Source organism: Collinsella ureilytica, assembly GCF_019795105.1.
Taxonomy (GTDB): domain Bacteria; phylum Actinomycetota; class Coriobacteriia; order Coriobacteriales; family Coriobacteriaceae; genus Collinsella; species Collinsella ureilytica.
Window position 1 is genome coordinate 583,960 of record NZ_JAIMFO010000004.1, and the last position, 19,276, is coordinate 603,235.

The window sequence follows — 19,276 nt, forward strand, 5'->3', positions numbered from 1 at the left end:
AGAGTCGAGGCAGGCCTGTGCAAGGTTTTAGAAACTTTTTAGAGCAACATCTCGATACCTTAAATGAGCAGGTTCTTCAAGCATTTCAAGGTCAGACTGAGGTCGCAGATATTGAAGCGTATCTCTATGCTCCGCTTGAGCGCTTTGCGAAGACAGGCGGAAAACGACACCGACCGCTCATCTGCATGCTCGCCTGCCAAGCCGTAGGCGGCAGCTTAGCGCAGGCACGTTCGGCGGCTCTTGCAATCGAGCACTTTCAAACCGCAGCCCTCATCCACGACGATATTGCCGATGATGGCCTGCTTCGACGCGGCGAGCCCTGTATGCACCGCATAACTGGCGAGGGTCTTGCAATTAACTGCGGCGATCTGGCACTTTCGATGGTTACACAAGCTGTGGTTGAAGATCCAACCCTGAGCGATGAGCTTAAGATCAGAGTACTGCGCGAGCTGAGTGCCATGACAATTCGCACCATTGAGGGGCAGGCACTCGACTTAGGGTGGGCGCGCGATAAGCGCTTCGATATTGGTATTGACGATTATTTTCGTATGGCAACCTTGAAGACTGCACACTATAGTGGGGCGGTACCACTTGCGTGTGGTGCCATCATTGGAGGCGCGGCCACAGAAACCATAGAAGCGCTCAGATCCTTTGGCCTCGATACCGGTCTGGCTTTCCAGATTCAAGATGATCTGCTGAATCTTGTTGGCGATGGAACAACAAAAGATAAAGATTTCAGAAACGATATTATCGAAGGCAAGCGCACCTTGGTGGTCGTTCGCGCACTCGAGGATCCCCGCACAAAAGATGAGCTTATTGAGATCCTGCAGCAAGGGAGTACGGATCTTGATGTGCTTGATCGTGCGGTTCAGATTTTTGAGGAAACCGGCGCGCTTGCCTATGCGAAAGACCAGGCAGATCAGCTTATTAGCCGAGCAAAAAACAAGCTGCTAGCGATTGATCTTGACCCGGCATGCCGCGATCTTTTGCTTTCCATGGCGGACTTTTTCGTTCATCGCCTGCGCTAAACAAACGGCGTTACACAAAACTTGAAGAAATAAGCAGAATATTCTTATCAAGCATTAATACATCGTTTTATTATTTAAACGCTATTCAGAATATATTATTCTTTACTTACTTGTTAAGGAGGCTAGCAGTGTTGATTCAACTGATGAAACTGAGAAAAGCAGCTGGCTACTCAAATAGAGATGATTTCGCAGCGAAGATAGGGGTTAACAGATACACCTATCGATCGTGGGAGTCAGGGGCTGCCATGATGAACGCAGAACAGGTATGGAACTGCGCCGTCGCTTTAAAGTGCACACCGAACGATATCCTCGGCTGGTACGACGCTCATCCAGGCGAGGGGGAAGCTGCCCTCGACCGCGACGAGACTCTGCTCGTCGCCGACTTCCGCTCATGCACGCCTGACCGTCGTCGCAAGGCGGCTGACGCTGTTCGCGACCAGCGCGACTTGAGTCAAGAATCCATTTTTACCACCTTGAGTAAGGTGAGAAAGATCTCTGAGTGAGAGGTAGACTAACTCTCTCCTCCCGCCGCCATGCAGTGGCCATCCACTACGCGATGAAAGGCTGAACCAAAACATGGATCATCGAACCCGGCAGGCGATGACGTAAAAATCAAAAGCGACTTCATGGGCATTCCTGTCGCTACCCTTTCCTCCCGATTGGCATCCCTCCCTTCAATCCGTTCAGCGAACTCTAATATCCGGAAAGGAGATTTCTTCGATGACCGTCCACTACCATACAGGCAAGTTCCCACCAAAAGCGCTCAATTGGGAACGACTCGCCGACTCCTTGTCCCGCGCGTCAAACGCATTGGCGAGGTACGACAGCTTTTTTGAGATTATCCCTGATTCCGAGATACTAATCTCCCCTCTCCGTGCGCAAGAAGCGGTGACCTCTTCCAGAATCGAAGGGACGCACGCCACGGTCAGTGACGTCCTCGTCTACGAGGCGGGGGGTGGGGATTTCGACGCCGCGCAGAGCGACGACATTCTCGAAGTCGTGAACTACCGGCGCGCGTTACTACTTGCCCAAGACATGATGAGGAAGCTCCCTATCAGCGGCTCGTCGGCTCATCGAATTCCTTAAGGAGTCTGATAGGATCGAGGAAATCGCCCCGCACAGTGAGAGAAGACCGGCGCTTTTCGCCTTCCTCGAACTGCTCGAGATCACTGAAAGGAGTCTCGCCTTTCCTTCGAATTAGAGATACGCTCAGTTTGTCCGTCAGAATTACACTTTCTTGACGGACAAATCCGCTTATCCGTCAGAAGTGATGAACAACGAGTGACAAGGAAGCGCTCCCTGCGGGTACCTTGACAACAGCCATAGGAGCAAGACTGCCTTCCGGCAAAAGGATAGGTAGGTTCACTATAACGGCACGGCATCTCAAGAACGATACATAGATGTCCAACGTCATGCTCGAGCACAAGCCCGAAAAACAATAGGACACTACCATGTCTGACAGGAGTTCTCTGCTTTACGGCGGGAAGTACAACTAATTGACGACGCATTTAAGCTTGCTCTGATTAAAAAGTGATTGCAGAGAGTTGTATTACGGCAGAGAAGCACAAAAAATAGCGGATTATACGCAGCTACAGTAAAGGAACCTCCAGTTCGGAAAAGGGAGCTGGAGAGATACATACAAAAATGGCTGGGGCAGAGGGATTCGAACCCCCGTAACCGGCACCAAAAACCGGGGTCCTGCCGCTGGACGATGCCCCAACGCCTGCGAATAACCGCTGGGATAGTGTAGCGTACTTATCGCAAACATGCACCTATCACTCACAAAGCAAGTGCAAGATCAGGTTAACGACGCAAAAAGACCCAAACCGTATACGGCGCGTGAACAACTCCGATTCATGCGCCGATCCGCGTCCGACCCAGCTCGATCAAGGCAAGCCTTCATACAGCGCTACATAAAACAGCAAAGCAACGCATATAGGCTACGAGCGGAACCAAAAGCGCTACGAAATACACAGCAATGCGCAGCGCAACCGCCTCACCTAACTCAACGAGGTAACTGCCCCAGATATGCTTACTCACTCAGTGCAACACAGACACCGTCAAGCAAGCGAATCGCTAGGGTCTGTGCATCATTTGCGGTAAAGGCACCATAGCTCGAAAGACCCGTAATCTCGAGACGCACATGTGCTGGCTTGCGCTTTGATGCAGCAACTGCTGTGCGAATGCGCTGCGATAGGTTATCAGTCTCCCCCACCACAATCGTGGCTTGAGGCTCAGCATCATCAGGCAGCTCCTCGCTTGCAATCACAAGCACCACATCAGCATCGGCAGGAGCCTCACCATTCCAGAGCACCATGCCGCTATTAATCGTAGTTGCAGAAGCAATATTCCACATACGAGACGCAACATTGCGCGCAATGGCGTCCTCGCCCCCAACAGCGATACGCACCTGCTCAAGCACCGAGGCTGCACGTGCAAAGCCCGTCCGCGCCTCGGGATTGAGCTCCACGGCTGCCGGTTTGCCATTCCACACATGCTTGAGGCGGGAAATATAGCTAAACGTATCCTGAAACGCCATGCCGTCGGCAAAAAGCCCTACGTTTTCTTGAAACTGCTGCAGGGCAGCCTCGGTATGAGGCCCAAAGGATCCGTCAACTTCACCACAAGCAAAGCCAAGCGTATTGAGAGCCTGCTGCAAAGCGCGCACATCTGCTCCGTGAAAATTGGGAAGCCGGAGATATAGTGTTCGATCTCCCAGCTTATACGAGGCATCTACCAACGCGCTCCAAGCATCAAGATCAATCTCATTCCCATCGGGCAAGCCCTGCTCTTGGCGAAAGGCTCGTACTGCAGTGGCCGTTGTTTCACCAAACTCATGCTGATCGAGCTCAGGCTGGTCAATCTCATATCCAAGACCTGTCAGACGGGTTTGGACATCCTCCACAGCAGGACCTTGCATACCCCGTTTGATCGGCTCCATTGGAACCCCTTTCCATATGCGCGGGCCTGCTCCATACATGCGGTAAGCAAACGGCAGACCCCAGCAAGCATTGTTTAGTGTAGCAACACAGAGCCATCTACACGACGGCAAGCCTCAGGCTTGCATCGACTATGAATCTCACGCCACTATCGAAACACATGGAGGCACGCACGTCTACAACTTCGTCCACGTCTCTCCTGTTGCACCTGAACGACAGCGCTCATCGCAGCCGCTTTCCTTCTATACCCCAGATGCCTATGCGTGTACCAGAATAGAAACTTGACCCGCAAGAGTCTCATCCGCAGCAAAGTCACATACATCGAAAGCTATATCCGCACACGAGAATCACATCCGCAGCGGAATCGCGCCGCACAGGAATCGCATCAGCAAAGGTATATCTGCAGCGAAGCTACACCCGCACACGCCGCCTCACACAAGCTCATAGCAGATACCGTTGCTTGCCACGCCACGCTTTCCAGGGGGGGGGTTAGCTACCTCATACACACTGAAGAAAAAATGGGTCGAATCCATCCGTGAATCCGACCCATGCACAACCGTATCTATAAACGCATCACACTTACGCTATGGCTACATCGGCCTCAGCAACCGCTACCGGCTCAGTGCTCTTCTCAGCTGCGCGTCCGGCCTGAGACCAGGCCTCCTGCTCATCTGGCAAAGAACCGCTTTCCTTTACCACAAGCTCGCGCAGACAACGTACGGCCACAATCAGGCCAAGGGCTACGAGAAGCACAGCAAACACCAACTGCAAACCCTTAGTGCCTGCCACAGACACCAATACATCTGGTGTAGCAGGAGAAGCTGGCATCATGCCAAAGAGCCCATAGGCTTGAACCGCCGTAAAGCAACCCAAGGCACTTTGCACCAGAGACGTGAACGTGGAGCAAAGCAGCAGTACCGCTGGAACATAGAGCATCCAGCCACGGCGACCCGTCACCTTACAAAAGACTGCCAGCGTAATCATGGTCATGCCACCGAGCAGCTGATTGGATGCACCAAAGAGCGGCCAGATGTTTGCATATCCACCAAAGGCCAAAGCAAGACCAGGAACGAGGGTAACAACGGTAGCAAACCAGGGATTCATCAACAGACGCACAAAGCCGGTGGGCTCAGCAGCATCTTCTTGCCCCGTGGCAAAAAACTCCGAGAACGAAGCGCGTGCGATTCGGGCAACAGCATCCAGCGAGGTAAGCGCCAGAGCTGAAACACACATGGTCATAAATACCGTAGCAACTGTAGCGTCTACGCCAAAGGAGCGCATGCCGCGAGCAATGCCAGCTGCAAAGATTTGGAAGGGAGTAGAGGGAGCGCCAGCGTTCAAAACGCCAGTTCCGGCCGTGTTCATATCAGAGAACATGATGCCCGCGATAACCACGGCGAGTACAGCTACGAAGCACTCGGCGACCATGGCACCATAGCCAACCTTTACCGCGTCGCTCTCACGCTCAACCTGCTTAGAAGACGTACCAGAAGACACCAGGCTATGAAAACCAGAGAGCGCACCGCAGGCAACTGATACAAAAAGAAGCGGGAACATATGCTTGCCTGAGGCCTCAAGCCCGGCCATAGTCTCGGCGTCTACCACCATCGGAGCAGTAATCGTGGCCTGGCCAGATGCGTTCAAGACCAAGATGCCCAGAACGGCTGCGGCAATCATAACCAGCATGAGAATGCTCGTCAGATAGTCACGCGGGGTCTTTAAGGCCTGAATGGGCATGGCACTTGCAAAGACCAAATACACCATGATGACGGCGAACCAACCGGTCTTATCCAGATAGATGGGGAACTGCATGCCGACCGCGAACATGGCCGCAATAGCAACGGCGGCAACCGCAAACTCACGCATGCCAGACAGGCCAAAGCGCGTACGGGTACGACCAAAGGCAATGGCAGCAAAGGTAAAGAGCATCGAGATGGTGCCTGCTGTACCTGCTGCATAGGAGGGATGCTCTGCATCAACACCAAAGCCGAGTCCAGCTACCGCATCAGGAGCCATCTTGAAGGTTCCTGCAACCATATCGGTAAATGCAGCGATAACAATGATGCAGAACAACCAGGAGAACAGCAGGAACAGACGGCGTCCCGTCCGGCCAATATACTTCTCAATGAGCTGGGCGAGTGACTTGCCGTTATTGCGCATAGACGCATAGAGGGCTCCAAAATCGTGCACAGCGCCAAAGAAGATGCCGCCCACAAGCACCCAGAGCAACACGGGCAACCAGCCAAACATCATAGCTACGATCGTGCCAGTTACCGGCCCTGCACCGCAGATGGAGCTGAACTGGTGGCTAAAAACCGTAAACCCAGATGCTGGAGAAAACTCGCGTCCATCGCGCAGGCGACGAGCAGGAGTCAGGCGCGTATCGTCAACCCCCCACGACTTAGCCAGCCATCGTCCATACAACAGGTAGCCTACGGCGAGCACCGCCGCAGCTACCACAATTACCAGGACACCATTCATACCGTTCTTCCCTCCCGGGGTGTAAAAAGATGAAAAAACGAGGGTCGTCGAACCTTCTCGACGGCCCTCGTTTTGAGGCCGCCCGCTATCGTGCGGGCGACAATGCAGCCAGCCCGCGCTAGATAATAATCACGCTCATAATTGATAGCTGGCGATTGTTCATCTTGAGTAACCCCTCACTCATCGCGGCTCGATGCCCCTTGCATCCCCGCGTTGGTTGAGAGGAAGTGTGCCAAGAACCACACTGAGCGTCAAATTTTGTGTTTCCCGTGTGTTTCCGCATTGTACACTCCCCTCCTCTCACCTGCGATTTTAGTCCACTGTCCACGATCTCTCAATTTGGTAAAACCGTACACGATTGATGCGCGCAGCGCTCATCCGCACACACTCGAACGCCTACAGGTCGTCCACTAAGGCCGTAGACTTCGCATAAGCCGTTGAGCGCGCCTCAAAGAAATCGGTCTTTACCATATTGGCATTGGAGTACTGGCTCACCCATGCCATATCCTTAGGCTCACGCTCAGACCCTTCAAAGAGCGTTCCGAATCCAAGCGCGTGCCACCGGAGATTTCCCAGATAGCGAATATAGTCGGTTACCATTTCTTGGGTCAGCCCAGAGATCCGATCGCCTAGCACGTAGTGGCCCCAAGCAATCTCTTGGCGCACGCCCTCTTCAAGCATGGCGCGCAGCTCCTCGATCATCTCATCATCAAAAAGCTGAGGCTCCTCGCGCTTGAGCTCCAAAATGATATTGCGAAAGAGCCACAAGTGTGTATTCTCATCGCGGTTGATATAGCGAATCTCTTGTGCAGAGCCGGGCATCTTACCCATGCGCGCTAAGTTGTAGAAGAACATAAAGCCTGAGTAGAAGTAGACGCCTTCCAAAATATAGTTAGCCATCAGCACTCTGAGCAGCGTTCTGGCATCGCGCTGATCCATAAAGGCGTTGTACTGATCTCCAATAAAGGTATTGCGCTTGAGCAAATGCTCGTCGGTCTTCCACTGATACAAGATCTCATTTCGCTGCTCAGGGCTGCAAATCGTATCGAGCATATAGCTATAGCTCTGCGAGTGAATACACTCTTGGAAGGTCTGAATATGCAAGCACAGATTCACCTCGTTGGCGGTAATATACTCCGCCACATTAGGCAGGTTTGCAGACTGTAGTGAATCCAAAAATACAAGAAATGACAGGATCTTGTCATAGGCCGTGCGCTCATCTGAACTTAGGTTTGGATAATCCTTCACGTCCTGCGCCAGGTTGATCTCTTCGGGAATCCAAAAGTTGTTCATGGCCTGACGATACCAGTCTGAAGTCCACGGGTAGCGGATATTGTTAAAGTCGTTGAGATTCGTAGTATTGCCACCGATCATGCGGCGGTCGCGCACTTCGGTATCTCCTTCGGGATTAAACAACGGTGAGCGCATAAGCTCATCATGTAGATCAAGCGTCATAGCTTCTCCTCTCGCCCTTGCAGAAGGGCTCCTCATCTGTTTGCATCACTCATGACAAAGCGCTTATTAGCTGCTGCAGCTTTCGCATTCCTCAACTTCTAATGCCTTACTGCGCACGTAATAGACCGTTTTAACGCCCTTGCGCCACGCAAGCAAATACAAATCAAGCACCTGGCGCATCGTAAAATCGTTGGTGATATATAAGTTCACCGACTGAGCCTGATCAATATGGCGCTGGCGCACACCAGCAGCTCGCATGCTCCACGCCTGATCAACCAGGTGAGCGGGCTTATAGTACCAATAGGTTGCAAGCGAAAGCTCAGGTGCTACACGCGGCAACATGCTGCCCTTTTTCTCCTCAAGAAAGAAGCGATGCATGACCGGATCAACGCCTGCAGTTGTGCCAGAAATAATCGAGGTAGAGCTCGTAGGCGCAATCGCCAAGAGATAGGCATTCCGCATACCTTGAGCAGCAACACGCTGGGCAGTCTCTTGCCAAGCAGCTGAGGTATAGCCACGCTTTTCAAAATACGCGCCTGTTTGCCAGTCGCTCCCAGAAAAGAGCGCATAGCTTCCCTTTTCTGCAGCAAGCGCCGAAGAAGCCTCGATCGCAGCACGATTGATGCGCTCAAAGACCTCATCGGCAAACGACAGATGCTCTTCGCTTTCCCAGGCGATGCCCCGCTTGGCAAGCATATGGTGATAGCCAGAAACACCAAGCCCAATACTGCGATACCGCCGGTTGGTAATTTCTGCATATGGAAGGGCATAAAAATTGAGATCGATCACATTATCGAGGGCACGAACCACCGTCTGAACAGTTTGCGAGAGATAAGCCTCATCCTCTACCGGCAATGCTCCCAAGCACAGGCTTGCAAGATTACACACTACAAAATCCCCAGGGCGTGTGACTGAGACCACCACCGTGTCTCCGTCTTCTGTAATTACCTCACGAGAGACCTGTTCAATTTCTGACGTATTCTGAGCAATCTCCGTGCAGAGATTTGAGCAATAAATAATTCCTGCATGCGGATTAGGATTTGCTCGGTTAACAGTATCGCGCATGAAGGTAAAGGGCGTACCTGTTTCCACCGCGCTCTTTAAGATGAGGCGCACGATATCTTTAATACTCATCGTACGCTTAGCAATGCGCGCATCTGCCACGCAATCGTGATAGCGGCGCTCCCACTCCTCACCAAAATAATCCTCAAGCGCGTAGCCTTTCACGGTCAAAATATCGTGAGGGCACATAAGATGCCAGGGCTGATTCAAATCCTCTTCTGCCATACGCCAGAATAGATCGGGATAGCTCACCGCAGGAAACACATCGTGCGCCTTCATGCGATCGTCTCCATTATTGGTGCGGAGCTGCAAGAACTCGGGCAAATCCCGATGCCACGCGTCCAAATACACTGCAACTGCACCTTGGCGAACGCCAAGTTGGTCAACCGCAACTGCTGTATCGTTAATGACCTTAATCCAGCGGATAACACCTCCAGCGGCTCCCTTAAAGCCCCGGATAGATCCACCGGTGGCACGCACCTTACCGAGGTACATGCCCATACCGCCGCCAAATTTTGATACCTGGGCAAAGTTATCAATGCTTCGATAGATTCCCTCAAGGCTATCAGGCACCGTATCTATAAAGCAGCTTGAAAGCTGATGCTGGGGCTTGCGTGCATTGGAAAGAGTTGGTGTAGCCATGGTGACTTCAAGCTTAGAGAGCATGTCATAAAAGCGCTTTACCCAAACGAGGCGATCGTGCGACTCGTTCATAGCAAGATGCAGGGCAATGCCCAAATACATCTCCTGAGGACTCTCCAGCGGCTCGCGACGGTGTGAGCAAATCACATAGCGCTTAATCAGAAGATCAAGGCCAGAGAAGGTAAGGAGCTCATCGCGGGCGTGATCAATATAGCAAGCCGCCTCATCAATCTCTTCTGGAGTATAGCTTTCAAGAATATATGCGCCATACAGCCCTTGATCGGTAAGGTAGCGCAACTTATCAAGAAAGTTCTCCAGCCCGTGAGCCGCCTCACGCGCCTGACGCTCGCGGTGAAACGAGAAGGCGAGCAGGCGAGCAGCAATATACTCCCAACGAGGAGCCTCTTGGCTCGTAAGCTCAACTGCTGCTTTGGTAAGCGCTGCCAGACGCTCGTGGGTATCCATCCCCTCTTTTTCAAAACCACAGAACTTTGCCAGCAGGGCAGAAAGCGGATAGGTAGCGTGATCAAAATCTCTTGAGATACGAGTGAGCGTCTCGCCAATCTCGGGCACGCCCACCTCGTGAGCAATCGAGGCGCGCAGCTCACGGATCTCTGTGCGCTCATGACGGTAGAGAATATAGCCTTTCGCAACATCAAAATATCCCTGCTCCATCAAGGAGCGCTCAACCTGATCTTGAATGGCCTCAACGCTTGTTGCTTTGCCGTTAAACACTACCTTCTCAATATCTTGAAGCAGACTTTTTGCAATCTCAGTAAACTCGCTGCCCGAGCGATCTTTGCATCCGTGCACATCTGCAAAGGCGCGACAAATTGCAGCAACGATCTTCTCACCGTCGTAGCGCTCTGCACGCCCATCTCGTTTAATGATATCCATAAACACCCTCCCGGGTTCGTAGGTCGTAACGTGGCCGCCCATTATAGGTGAGCCAGCAAGATGCTGAGCGAGGCCAGCACACATGAATAAGAATGCAACTACGCTGCAACATTAGAGCTAACTATTTCATCTTTTAGCTGAAAGTACCGTTTGCTGAGCAAAACATACCGTTTAAAAAGATATTGGATTATTTTGTTACTTTTTGGTCAGAACGTACGCAGTTCCTAAACTGGACTTTGGGAGGGAACATGGATTTCATATATGTTGTTATAGCGTTTCTCGTCACTTATGGTCCACTTCTCTTGGTTGCCTGTCCGCTTTTGTATCTTGTCGTACGTAAAGCGGTGCGTGATGAGTTGTCTCATCAAAAAAAGTTGCATGCTTCTGATTTGCCTTCGTAGTTTACTTTCTCTCGGCATTCTATTCCACCAACGGATTAGAGGATGTTATGAAGACGGCTGGAAATTCAATGGTGGTTTCTCGGAGGTCTGTGGTTGGGACATCTGCTTTTTGCATTCTGTCGGCGTTGCTCCCACGCAAAGCGAGTGCAAAGGGAATTAGTGAAGGTGAGATTGCGTCTGAACTTTGGAAGGAAGCTGTGAAGAAAGCTCAACTTGAAGGTTCTCAAGTTCAGGAAAACATCCCACCTGGCACTAAGGCGATGCCCTTTTCTCATGTCTCAGGCGCTAGTAACAGCTTGACTATTCTAATCAAGGGGGTACCGACTGTTGTCCAGGCAATCGCCGCATACAATGCCTATGGAAATGGCAATATTGATACGTGCTATGACGCTTGGATTCAATGTGGCTCAGGCCAAAGCGTTTCTCATTGTGTCCACTCGTGGACGGTAATCGATGGGGGCAAGACATTGGCCGTGAGATACACCTGTTCGATTAAATCGCCTTTTAACGCTGTGGAAACTGCCTGTAGCTTCTATTGTGAATTTTGGTCAGATGGAAGCGAATATCTCAAGGGAGGGCCGCTTTAATTTTTGTGGAACACATTGTCGCGCACAGCAAGGACTTTCTGAATAGTAAATAAAATTGCTCAATAGGTGAGTGCCTTTAGTGTCAGACGGGAATTTACTTGTCCGTGCCGCTCCCTTCCTAGAAAGCGGCACGGATTTTTTTGTAATCCTAACCCATTTTTATACAATCTTATCCTTACCGCGTTGCCTATTCACCTAGAGCGTCATATTTGGATCTGCGTCAACATCTAAGCTTGCAAACTCACCACGCTCGAGCTTTCGCCGGGCAACCTCTGCAATCATTGCTGCATTATCGGTGCACGCTCCTTGCGGCGGCAAAATCACTCGAATGCCGCGACGGCCAAGCTTTTCGGTTAGCATCTGGCGCAGATGAGGATTTGCCGCTACTCCTCCACCGAGGCAATAGTCCTGCACGCCCGTGAGCTTAATAGCCTCCCATGCCTTTTTAAACTGAACGTCAAAAACGGCCGCCTCAAAAGATGCTGCAAGATCGTGCAGATTAAGGGTGCGCCCTGCGGCTACTTCCTGCTCAATATAGGTAACCACCGCAGTTTTTAACCCTGAAAGTGAGAAGCGAAAATCGTGGCTATGCATCATTGCACGCGGAAAATCAATGGCACGCGGATTGCCGGTTTCTGCCAAGCGCGAAATGATGGGCCCTCCCGGATACCCAAGGCCTAAGGCCTTGGCAACCTTATCAAAGGTCTCGCCCACGGCATCATCTAGCGTCTCGCCTAAAACCTCATAGTCACCCCACGCGCGCACATGCACGAGCATGGTGTGACCACCTGATACCAAGGTAAAAATGAAGGGTGGTTTAAGATCAGGTTCCGTCAAGAGATTGGCAAACAGATGCCCTTCAAGATGATTGACCACGATAAGCGGTATTTTTGCAGCGAGCGATAAGCCCTTTGCAAAAGCCACGCCCACCACAAGAGCACCCACTAGGCCTGGCCCTTGAGTAACACTTACAGCAGCAAGCTCGGAGGGCTCAAGCACGCCCCCGTCGAGCCCCAAGGCTGCCGTTGCCTCCTCAAGCGCTGCATCTACCACGCCAACCATAACCTCAACGTGCTTGCGGGATGCAATCTCGGGCACCACGCCTCCGAAGCGTGCATGAAAATCAATCTGAGTAGAAACCTGGTTTGCAAGCAGCTTGCCGTCAACATCAATAATCGCCACTGCTGTCTCATCACATGAGCTCTCAATCGCAAGCGTCAGACGACGGCGCGAAAGCTCGGCAGCTTCCTCGCAGCTCCGCTTCGGCCGCCGGCGCGGCCATGGCCGCATCTGGGTCGCTGTCGGCTCAGGCAGCTCAGAGTTCACGGGCAAACGCAAAGGCAGAGAAGCGCGCATAATGAGCGCATCTGAGGCCTGTCCATAATAGTTTGGACGACGCCCTACTTCTTTAAATCCAAGGCTTGCGTAGAGCGCAGTAGCGTCTGTATTGTTTGCATCAACCTCAAGAGAAGCAGTAGTACAGCCAAGCATCTGCGCATCGTAGCTCACCTGAGCAAGTAGTCTCCGCGCTACGCCCTGGCGGCGATGGCTCAAACGCACTACTACGTCTAAAATCTCAAGCTCAGCCTCAACTACCATGCCACCAGCAAGGCCTATGAGCTCACCATCATCATGAGCCACCCACCAGCTTCGGGGGCTGTTTGCATGCTCGGCAAGCTCGGATAGAAATTGCGGAGCCGTCCAAGAACTATGCGACGCATCTGCAAAAGCCGCTTGGTCAAGACAAGCGGCTGCCTCTGCATCAGATGCAGCCATTGGCCGTACTTGCAGGTGGCGACCAGCAAGCTCCTCAGCCACACCCGTTGCTCCCGGTACCTCGCCCATGGGCTGACCTAAGCGCCGACGCTCGTTTTCCTCTGCATCCGAAAGGCGGGTATACACCGGCAAAACCGCCGCCGGATCGTTTACGCCACTCGACAAAGCATCCAGACCTTGGTCGGCTAAAAAGGTACAAACAAGACCTTCGCCCGTAGGCCACCACAGATCAGTTTCTAAGAACTGCTCAGCGAAGCCAGCCTGCTCAAACAAGGACTGATGCCGCAAGAGGCCATCTCCGGTAATGAGGAGCTCGTGAGCTTCTGAAAGAGCAGCCCATGCCTCAACTGCCTGGGCGGCTTTCATGACCGATTCACGCTCAAAGAGCCGCTGCACACCCGTATCATCTAGCCTAAAGAGCGCCGGATAGAGCTCACCACGCATGGCATCGGCTGCAACGCCAACGAGCCCACGTACCCCAGAAGACCAGGCAGACCATGCGGTTGCTGCAAGCGTTGAGACGCCCAGCAAAGGCAGGTTCGCGCCAACTGCCAGGCCTTTTGCAGAAGAGATGCCAATCCGCACACCCGTAAAGGATCCAGGACCCCTGCCAACCAAAATACCGTCGATATCATCAAATGTACAGTTTGCTTGAACAAGCACATCCTCAAGCGTATGGATCAGCTCTACATTTGCGCGGCGACGACATGCATGATCTCCTACCGCAAGCATCAAAGGCTCGGGTTCTGTGCGCTCAATCTGGGCAACCGAACAGCAAAGCATATCGGTTGCCGTGTCGATTGCTACTACGCGAGCGATGCGATCTTGATCCATAACCTCTTCGTCTCTTCTCTCACATCTCAATCAGTACAGGCAGACAGCATAGGCTGCTTCAGGCGTGCATTACGTGCACGAAATTAATCGGTATCGTTCATGGTTGCCAGCACCAACTCATCAATAGCTTCGGCAAGCTCGCTCGCACGCTCTCCATGCGGAACAAAGCAAATTTTTCGTCCATATTCTCCGGTGCGCTCAATTACCATGCTCAGATATGCGTCGGAAAGCTCATCGGAGAAGCGCTCGCCCCACTCAAGCAGACAGACACCTTCATAGCCTAAGACATCAAAGATACCCGTATCTTCCAGCTCAAATGCATGCTCAATGCGGTAGAGATCAAAGTGATACAAGGGAATTCGTCCTGCATCATGCACGGCCATCAGGGTAAAGGTTGGGCTGGTAACTGGATGTGTGTCTCCAAGGCCTTGTGCGACACCTTTTGTGAACTGGGTCTTTCCAGCTCCAAGACCTCCGGTGAGCACCAGAACGTCCCCATCAGCAAGCAAGCGTGCAAGCAGGGCTCCAAAGTCTTTAGTATCTTCAGACGAGGTGCTCAGATACGCACCATGCTCCAGGCGCTGTATCGCCATCTTACGCCTCTCCTTCAAGGTTTTTTGCACGCAGATGATCGCCAAGCATCTGAAGATCTGCTTCTAAGAGCTTTTGCCAGGCAGGATTTCGAAGGGCTGCTGCAGGATGAAAGGTAGGCAAGATGGTAAAATGCCCCATCTGATAAAACTTACCCCGCAGCTGCGTAATACCCGTCTCGGTTTTTAGAATGAAATGCGAAGCAGGATTGCCTAAGGTCACAATCACATCTGGCCAGATGCTTCTGATCTGCTCGCGCAAAACCGGGGAACAGGCCAAGATCTCATCTGCCTGCGGCGTACGATTTTTGGGCGGCCGACATTTAATTACGTTGGCAATATAGACATCTTCGCGTTTAAGCCCTGCCAAGCCCAGCATTCGATTCAGATTTTCTCCCGCTCGCCCCACAAATGGCTCACCGCGCAGATCTTCATTTTTACCTGGTGCCTCACCAATGAACATCACACGAGCGTGAGGACTCCCGCATCCAAATACAATTGAAGTGCGGGTTTGTGCCAACTCGCAACGGGCACAGTCTCCCAAAGCCGTACGAATCTCCTCAAGCGAAACCTCGCGTGGCCTTGGGTCTGCGTGCCCGGGTATCTTCATTACACCCATACTAGGCTCCTAGCGATAAATCCGCTCAAGGCGCATGCCAAATCCGCAAGCCACCTCATAGTTGATGGTTCCCCTCAACCGCGCATGCTCATCGAGGCTAATCTCAGCATCGCCATCGCGACCGATAATCGTCATCAAGTCGCCAATCTCTGCTTCAGGCATGACCGAGCGAGATGTCTCTTGAATTTCAACCATGAGCTGATCCATACAGATATTGCCTACTTGGCGCAGGCGCATGCCCCGAAAGAGCACGTCCATCCGGTTTGAAAGAGTGCGTGAGACGCCATCTGCATAGCCTAAGGGCAGGGTACAAATTTGAACCCGCGCACGCGGAACGCGGTAGGTGTATCCGTATCCCACTCCCTCACCCATCGCCGGATCGGTTGTGCGACTTACCCGCGCTCGCACACTCATGGCAGGATCGAGCTGCACTGCGCGAGACGTACGCTCGCAGGCATCCAGGCCATAAAGACCAATACCGGCGCGCACCATATCGTAGTGAGATGCAGGATCTAAAATCATTGCCGGCGTATTGTCGCAATGTACAATGCCGCAATCAAACCCTGCCTCATGCATGGCAGCAACAGCCTCTTCAAAGCGGCGGCGCTGAAGCTTATAGTCCCAGCCATCCGGATCATCTGCCGTAGCAAAGTGTGTAAAGACGCCATCGCAGGCAATACCACGATGAAAATCAATTGAGCGCCTAAAGTCGATCACCTCGGTATGGTGAACACCAATGCGGTTCATACCGGTCTCAATTGCCATGTGATACCGGGCAACACACCCGGCCTCAACCGCGCGCTCTCCTAAGGCAAGGGCAAATTCTGAGGTATATACCGACGGCATCAACTCATACTCAAGCAAGGCATCAATCGCAGTCTCAGGCGGCTCAGATAAGATCAGGATTGGAAGCTTAACGCCGCCTTGCCTGAGCTCTATACCCTCGCTCACCGTAGCTACGGCAAACATATCTGCTCCGGCAGAATACATGATGCGGGCGCATTCAAGAGCACCGTGGCCATATGCATCAGCCTTAACTACACAGCAGAGACGCTCGCGAGGATCAAGCAGATTCTTAAAGGTGCGCGTATTGCGACGAATCGCCCCGAGATCAATTTCTACCCATGCCCCGCGCGACCATGGCTCTTTTTGCACAACCATCCGCTATGCCTCCTCTTCCTCAGCAGATGCAGCAACCACGTCGAGTCCATCCTCAACACCTGCTTCTACCATGTCAAAGGCAGGGCCTATCAGATCAATCAGATCGGTAGCAATCACACTTCTTGGCCCCATTGAGGCGGCTGCTGCAATACCGGTAGCGGAGTGCACCGCCACCGCATACGAACAAAGCAGCTCCCAAGACTCTGGCTCTTCTCGTGTGGTAGCCACGATACCTGCAATAATGCCTGCTAGCACATCACCAGAGCCCGCAGTAGCGAGGGCAGCAGGGCCTGCCGGCGGAAGGAGTACGCGCTCAACGCCAACAGCTGCGGTAACCGGCCCTTTTGCTACTACAACCATATTGCTCGAGCCACCAGCCCAAACAATGGTACGAGCAGCATCAATGGCCGATGCAAGTTCTTCTACCGACGCACCACCTGCCAGACGACTTAACTCCTTATGGTGGGGCGTCATAATCAAAGGTGCCTCACGTCGGTAAAGCTCAGGCATAGAATCAATACCGTCAATCGTCATCCGAGCGAGGCAGTTGAGGGCATCCGCATCCAAAATGAGCGGAACCTCAGTTTCTAGCAAACCCGTTACAACCTGCATACAACCGGCTGCGTCAGTTATGCCTGGGCCTGCGAGCACGCAACTATACTTCGGCGCAAGCTCAACGATCATAGAGCGAGCAGCTGCTCCAAATGATCCACGACCGTCTGCCGGAGCTGCAATCACCGGCACGGTTGGTAACGCCATACGAATCAGATTTGCACAGGTCTCTGGGGCTACAACCGACACATACCCGGCACCTGCTCGTGCTGCAGCCTTTGCCGCAAGCATGGCAGCCCCCGGATAGGTAGACGATCCAGCAACAACGAGCACCGATCCCCGAGAATACTTATTAACTGCAGAGGGAATCTCTTTCAGCACCGTCTCTAGATCTGATGCTTCAATAAACTCAGCAACGTGGTCAACCTCGCCAATGAGCTCTGAAAGCCCGCTATAGAGCTCACCGCAAACAACCTCACCTGCATACTCCGGACCATCAGCGCTATACAGACCAATCTTTGTTGCGATCATCGTTGCGGTAGCATCTGCGCTCACACAAGGATCTGCTGCTTTTCCTGTCTCGGCATTCAGGCCTGAAGGAATATCAATCGAGACAACGTCTGATGCATGCTCGTTGATCGCCCGAATCCAAATGGGAAAAGGCGCACGCACCGTTCCAGAAAAGCCGGTGCCTAAGATTGCATCTACAACCACATCTGACTTCTCAAGTAACGCAACGAGCTCGTCGCGGGACGGCCCCACAATCACCGTGACATCTCGCCCGGCAGTTCGCCGAGCAACGTGACGAGCAAGGGGAGAGGGAATCTCATCTGGCTCAACTGGCGTTACTAAATCGACATGGATGCCCTTGTGTTGCAAGATGTCTGCAGCAACCCAGCCATCGCCACCATTATTGCCAAAACCGGTAACCACAAGCACACGCTTAGGGGAACGGGCTTCTACAATCGAGGCTGCAAACTCTCCAGCGAGCTCCATAAGCTCCGCCTTTGAGGTGCCCTCCTGCTCAATTAAGTCTTCGAGACGCCGAACGGCCTCAGTTTCAAGAATTGGCTTCATGCGTTACTCCCGTCATGTATGCGATACAGCGTCTGAATGCTCAGAAATACTCAGCTCGTCTTGGGCTGGATTATCAAACACGCGCTCGAGATCATCTAAGACAGAGCGTGCCTCACGAAAGGATCGGGCAAGACGAGCACGATCATCCTCAGGTTCCTCTTGAATGACCGGGCGCACCGCCTCAGTAATGGCTAAGGCATTGGCAATTGCATAATCCCCGGTAAAGGACAACGAAAGCGCAACCTCAAGGATGCCTAGCTCATGAGCTATCTCTTGAGCTCTTCCAGAAAGAACTGCCAGCGGCTTTCCCTGAGCGTCACGAGAAACAGAAACATCGAGCCTTCCTACACCAGAAGAGAATCCCGTACCCAAGGCCTTAAGCACTGCTTCCCGAGCAGCAAACCGGCACGCGTAATGAGCCGCAGGACGAGCAGTAGCCTCAGAATAGGCTCGCTCTTCTTCGGTAAAAAAACGCCGAGCAAAGGAAGGGGTCTTTTGCAAAATAGACTCCATCCGTGATATCTCTACGATATCAACGCCAATACCAGCTGAAGCCATACCCACCTCCAAAAAAATCTTCGTAGTAGTTCACTATTCTAAGTGAGATGAGCCGTATATGTGGGCACGGTCACAAGGAGGGCAAAAGGACAAGGTATGTTCGCGCAGTATGTCCGCGCAAGCACGTATGATACTGGTAACGAAAGAGGCCTCTTAAACGCCTGATCTCCTAGCAAAGGAGCTGAGGATTTAAGCAGTGCCTCTAGCTGACCAAGTAGTTCTGGATGCAACGTTCTACCAGGCGAGACATCCAGAGACAAGACAAGGAACGGTGGTTGTTATGTGGTTCGTCCTATTTGTTTTCTTCGAGATCCTCACGCTGCCGATTCGAGTAATCTGGGGCCTCAAAGATAAGTACTAGACCAGCAAGGCTCAATAGTCGAGTAAACGCTTGGCTGAAGTAACTGAGCCGGTGAAGTGCTCTCTTAGCAACCTCGCAAACAGCGCGGGTGCAAGAGTCGCCAAGCCAAAGTCTCAGCCCAGCACCATCGCAAACAATGCGAGCACAAAGGCCGCCAGACCAAAGACACTGAAGCGCAAAAGACCCGGCCACAAAGCGTCGCAGATGAGCGCCTTCGCAAACGAAATAAGACCCGACTGCAAAGCAGACGAGTCTT

The 19,276-nt window shown here is 52.5% G+C and carries 13 protein-coding genes and 1 tRNA gene; 3 read left to right on the forward strand and 11 right to left on the reverse strand.

Annotated features, from left to right (window positions below):
• The first annotated feature begins 17 nt into the window (after positions 1-17).
• The 3 genes from K6V98_RS02560 (at position 18) to K6V98_RS02570 (ending at position 2,114) form a co-directional block, all read left to right on the forward strand.
• Positions 18-1,028, forward strand: a complete 1,011-nt coding sequence (locus K6V98_RS02560) for a polyprenyl synthetase family protein (protein ID WP_371734506.1) — start codon at positions 18-20, stop codon at positions 1,026-1,028.
• Between the two features lie 143 nt (positions 1,029-1,171).
• The gene (locus K6V98_RS02565; protein WP_306792715.1) at positions 1,172-1,531 is read left to right on the forward strand and encodes a helix-turn-helix domain-containing protein; all 360 of its coding nucleotides are present in this window, start codon (positions 1,172-1,174) and stop codon (positions 1,529-1,531) included.
• 217 nt (positions 1,532-1,748) lie between these two features.
• Entirely contained in the window at positions 1,749-2,114 is a 366-nt protein-coding gene (locus K6V98_RS02570) for a Fic/DOC family N-terminal domain-containing protein (RefSeq protein WP_222198976.1), read from the forward strand.
• Positions 2,115-2,673: 559 nt separating this feature from the next.
• Here the strand turns inward: K6V98_RS02570 and K6V98_RS02575 are convergent.
• The 11 genes from K6V98_RS02575 to acpS all read right to left on the reverse strand — a co-directional run bounded on the left by K6V98_RS02575 (position 2,674) and on the right by acpS (position 18,659).
• Positions 2,674-2,747, reverse strand: a tRNA-Gln gene (locus K6V98_RS02575).
• Positions 2,748-3,060: 313 nt separating this feature from the next.
• Positions 3,061-3,969: a peptidoglycan-binding protein gene (locus K6V98_RS02580; protein WP_222198977.1), complete on the reverse strand. Its 909-nt coding sequence runs from the start codon at positions 3,967-3,969 to the stop codon at positions 3,061-3,063.
• A 577-nt stretch (positions 3,970-4,546) separates the two neighbouring features.
• A complete protein-coding gene (locus tag K6V98_RS02585) occupies positions 4,547-6,448 on the reverse strand; it encodes a carbon starvation CstA family protein (RefSeq protein ID WP_222198978.1) in 1,902 nt (633 codons plus the stop codon).
• Between the two features lie 396 nt (positions 6,449-6,844).
• Positions 6,845-7,903, reverse strand: a complete 1,059-nt coding sequence (locus tag K6V98_RS02590) for a ribonucleotide-diphosphate reductase subunit beta (RefSeq protein WP_222198979.1) — start codon at positions 7,901-7,903, stop codon at positions 6,845-6,847.
• A gap of 66 nt (positions 7,904-7,969) precedes the next feature.
• Positions 7,970-10,504, reverse strand: a complete 2,535-nt coding sequence (locus K6V98_RS02595) for a ribonucleoside-diphosphate reductase subunit alpha (RefSeq protein ID WP_222198980.1) — start codon at positions 10,502-10,504, stop codon at positions 7,970-7,972.
• A gap of 1,183 nt (positions 10,505-11,687) precedes the next feature.
• Positions 11,688-14,102 (reverse strand): tRNA (adenosine(37)-N6)-threonylcarbamoyltransferase complex transferase subunit TsaD, encoded by a 2,415-nt coding sequence (gene tsaD / locus K6V98_RS02600; protein ID WP_222198981.1) that lies wholly within the window; start codon positions 14,100-14,102, stop codon positions 11,688-11,690.
• Between the two features lie 83 nt (positions 14,103-14,185).
• A complete protein-coding gene (gene tsaE, locus K6V98_RS02605) occupies positions 14,186-14,695 on the reverse strand; it encodes a tRNA (adenosine(37)-N6)-threonylcarbamoyltransferase complex ATPase subunit type 1 TsaE (RefSeq protein WP_222198982.1) in 510 nt (169 codons plus the stop codon).
• 1 nt (position 14,696) lies between these two features.
• Complete coding sequence (locus K6V98_RS02610; protein WP_222198983.1) at positions 14,697-15,311, reverse strand: uracil-DNA glycosylase; 615 nt, start codon at positions 15,309-15,311, stop codon at positions 14,697-14,699.
• 9 nt (positions 15,312-15,320) lie between these two features.
• Positions 15,321-16,472, reverse strand: coding sequence for an alanine racemase (gene alr, locus K6V98_RS02615; protein ID WP_222198984.1), 1,152 nt, complete (start codon positions 16,470-16,472; stop codon positions 15,321-15,323).
• Positions 16,473-16,475: 3 nt separating this feature from the next.
• On the reverse strand, positions 16,476-18,101 hold the full coding sequence (locus K6V98_RS02620; protein ID WP_222198985.1) for an NAD(P)H-hydrate dehydratase: 1,626 nt from the start codon (positions 18,099-18,101) through the stop codon (positions 16,476-16,478).
• A 12-nt stretch (positions 18,102-18,113) separates the two neighbouring features.
• On the reverse strand, positions 18,114-18,659 hold the full coding sequence (gene acpS, locus K6V98_RS02625) for a holo-ACP synthase (protein WP_222198986.1): 546 nt from the start codon (positions 18,657-18,659) through the stop codon (positions 18,114-18,116).
• Positions 18,660-19,276 lie beyond the last annotated feature (617 nt).

Excerpts from the sequence above, each read along its gene's own strand:
- K6V98_RS02565 (WP_306792715.1), top strand. The coding sequence starts at position 1,172 with ATGAAACTGAGAAAAGCAGCTGGCTACTCAAATAGAGATGATTTCGCA.
- K6V98_RS02570 (WP_222198976.1), top strand. The coding sequence starts at position 1,749 with ATGACCGTCCACTACCATACAGGCAAGTTCCCACCAAAAGCGCTCAAT.
- K6V98_RS02580 (WP_222198977.1), bottom strand. The coding sequence starts at position 3,969 with ATGGAGCCGATCAAACGGGGTATGCAAGGTCCTGCTGTGGAGGATGTC.
- K6V98_RS02585 (WP_222198978.1), bottom strand. The coding sequence starts at position 6,448 with ATGAATGGTGTCCTGGTAATTGTGGTAGCTGCGGCGGTGCTCGCCGTA.
- K6V98_RS02590 (WP_222198979.1), bottom strand. The coding sequence starts at position 7,903 with ATGACGCTTGATCTACATGATGAGCTTATGCGCTCACCGTTGTTTAAT.
- K6V98_RS02595 (WP_222198980.1), bottom strand. The coding sequence starts at position 10,504 with ATGGATATCATTAAACGAGATGGGCGTGCAGAGCGCTACGACGGTGAG.
- tsaD (WP_222198981.1), bottom strand. The coding sequence starts at position 14,102 with ATGGATCAAGATCGCATCGCTCGCGTAGTAGCAATCGACACGGCAACC.
- tsaE (WP_222198982.1), bottom strand. The coding sequence starts at position 14,695 with ATGGCGATACAGCGCCTGGAGCATGGTGCGTATCTGAGCACCTCGTCT.
- K6V98_RS02610 (WP_222198983.1), bottom strand. The coding sequence starts at position 15,311 with ATGGGTGTAATGAAGATACCCGGGCACGCAGACCCAAGGCCACGCGAG.
- alr (WP_222198984.1), bottom strand. The coding sequence starts at position 16,472 with ATGGTTGTGCAAAAAGAGCCATGGTCGCGCGGGGCATGGGTAGAAATT.
- K6V98_RS02620 (WP_222198985.1), bottom strand. The coding sequence starts at position 18,101 with ATGAAGCCAATTCTTGAAACTGAGGCCGTTCGGCGTCTCGAAGACTTA.
- acpS (WP_222198986.1), bottom strand. The coding sequence starts at position 18,659 with ATGGCTTCAGCTGGTATTGGCGTTGATATCGTAGAGATATCACGGATG.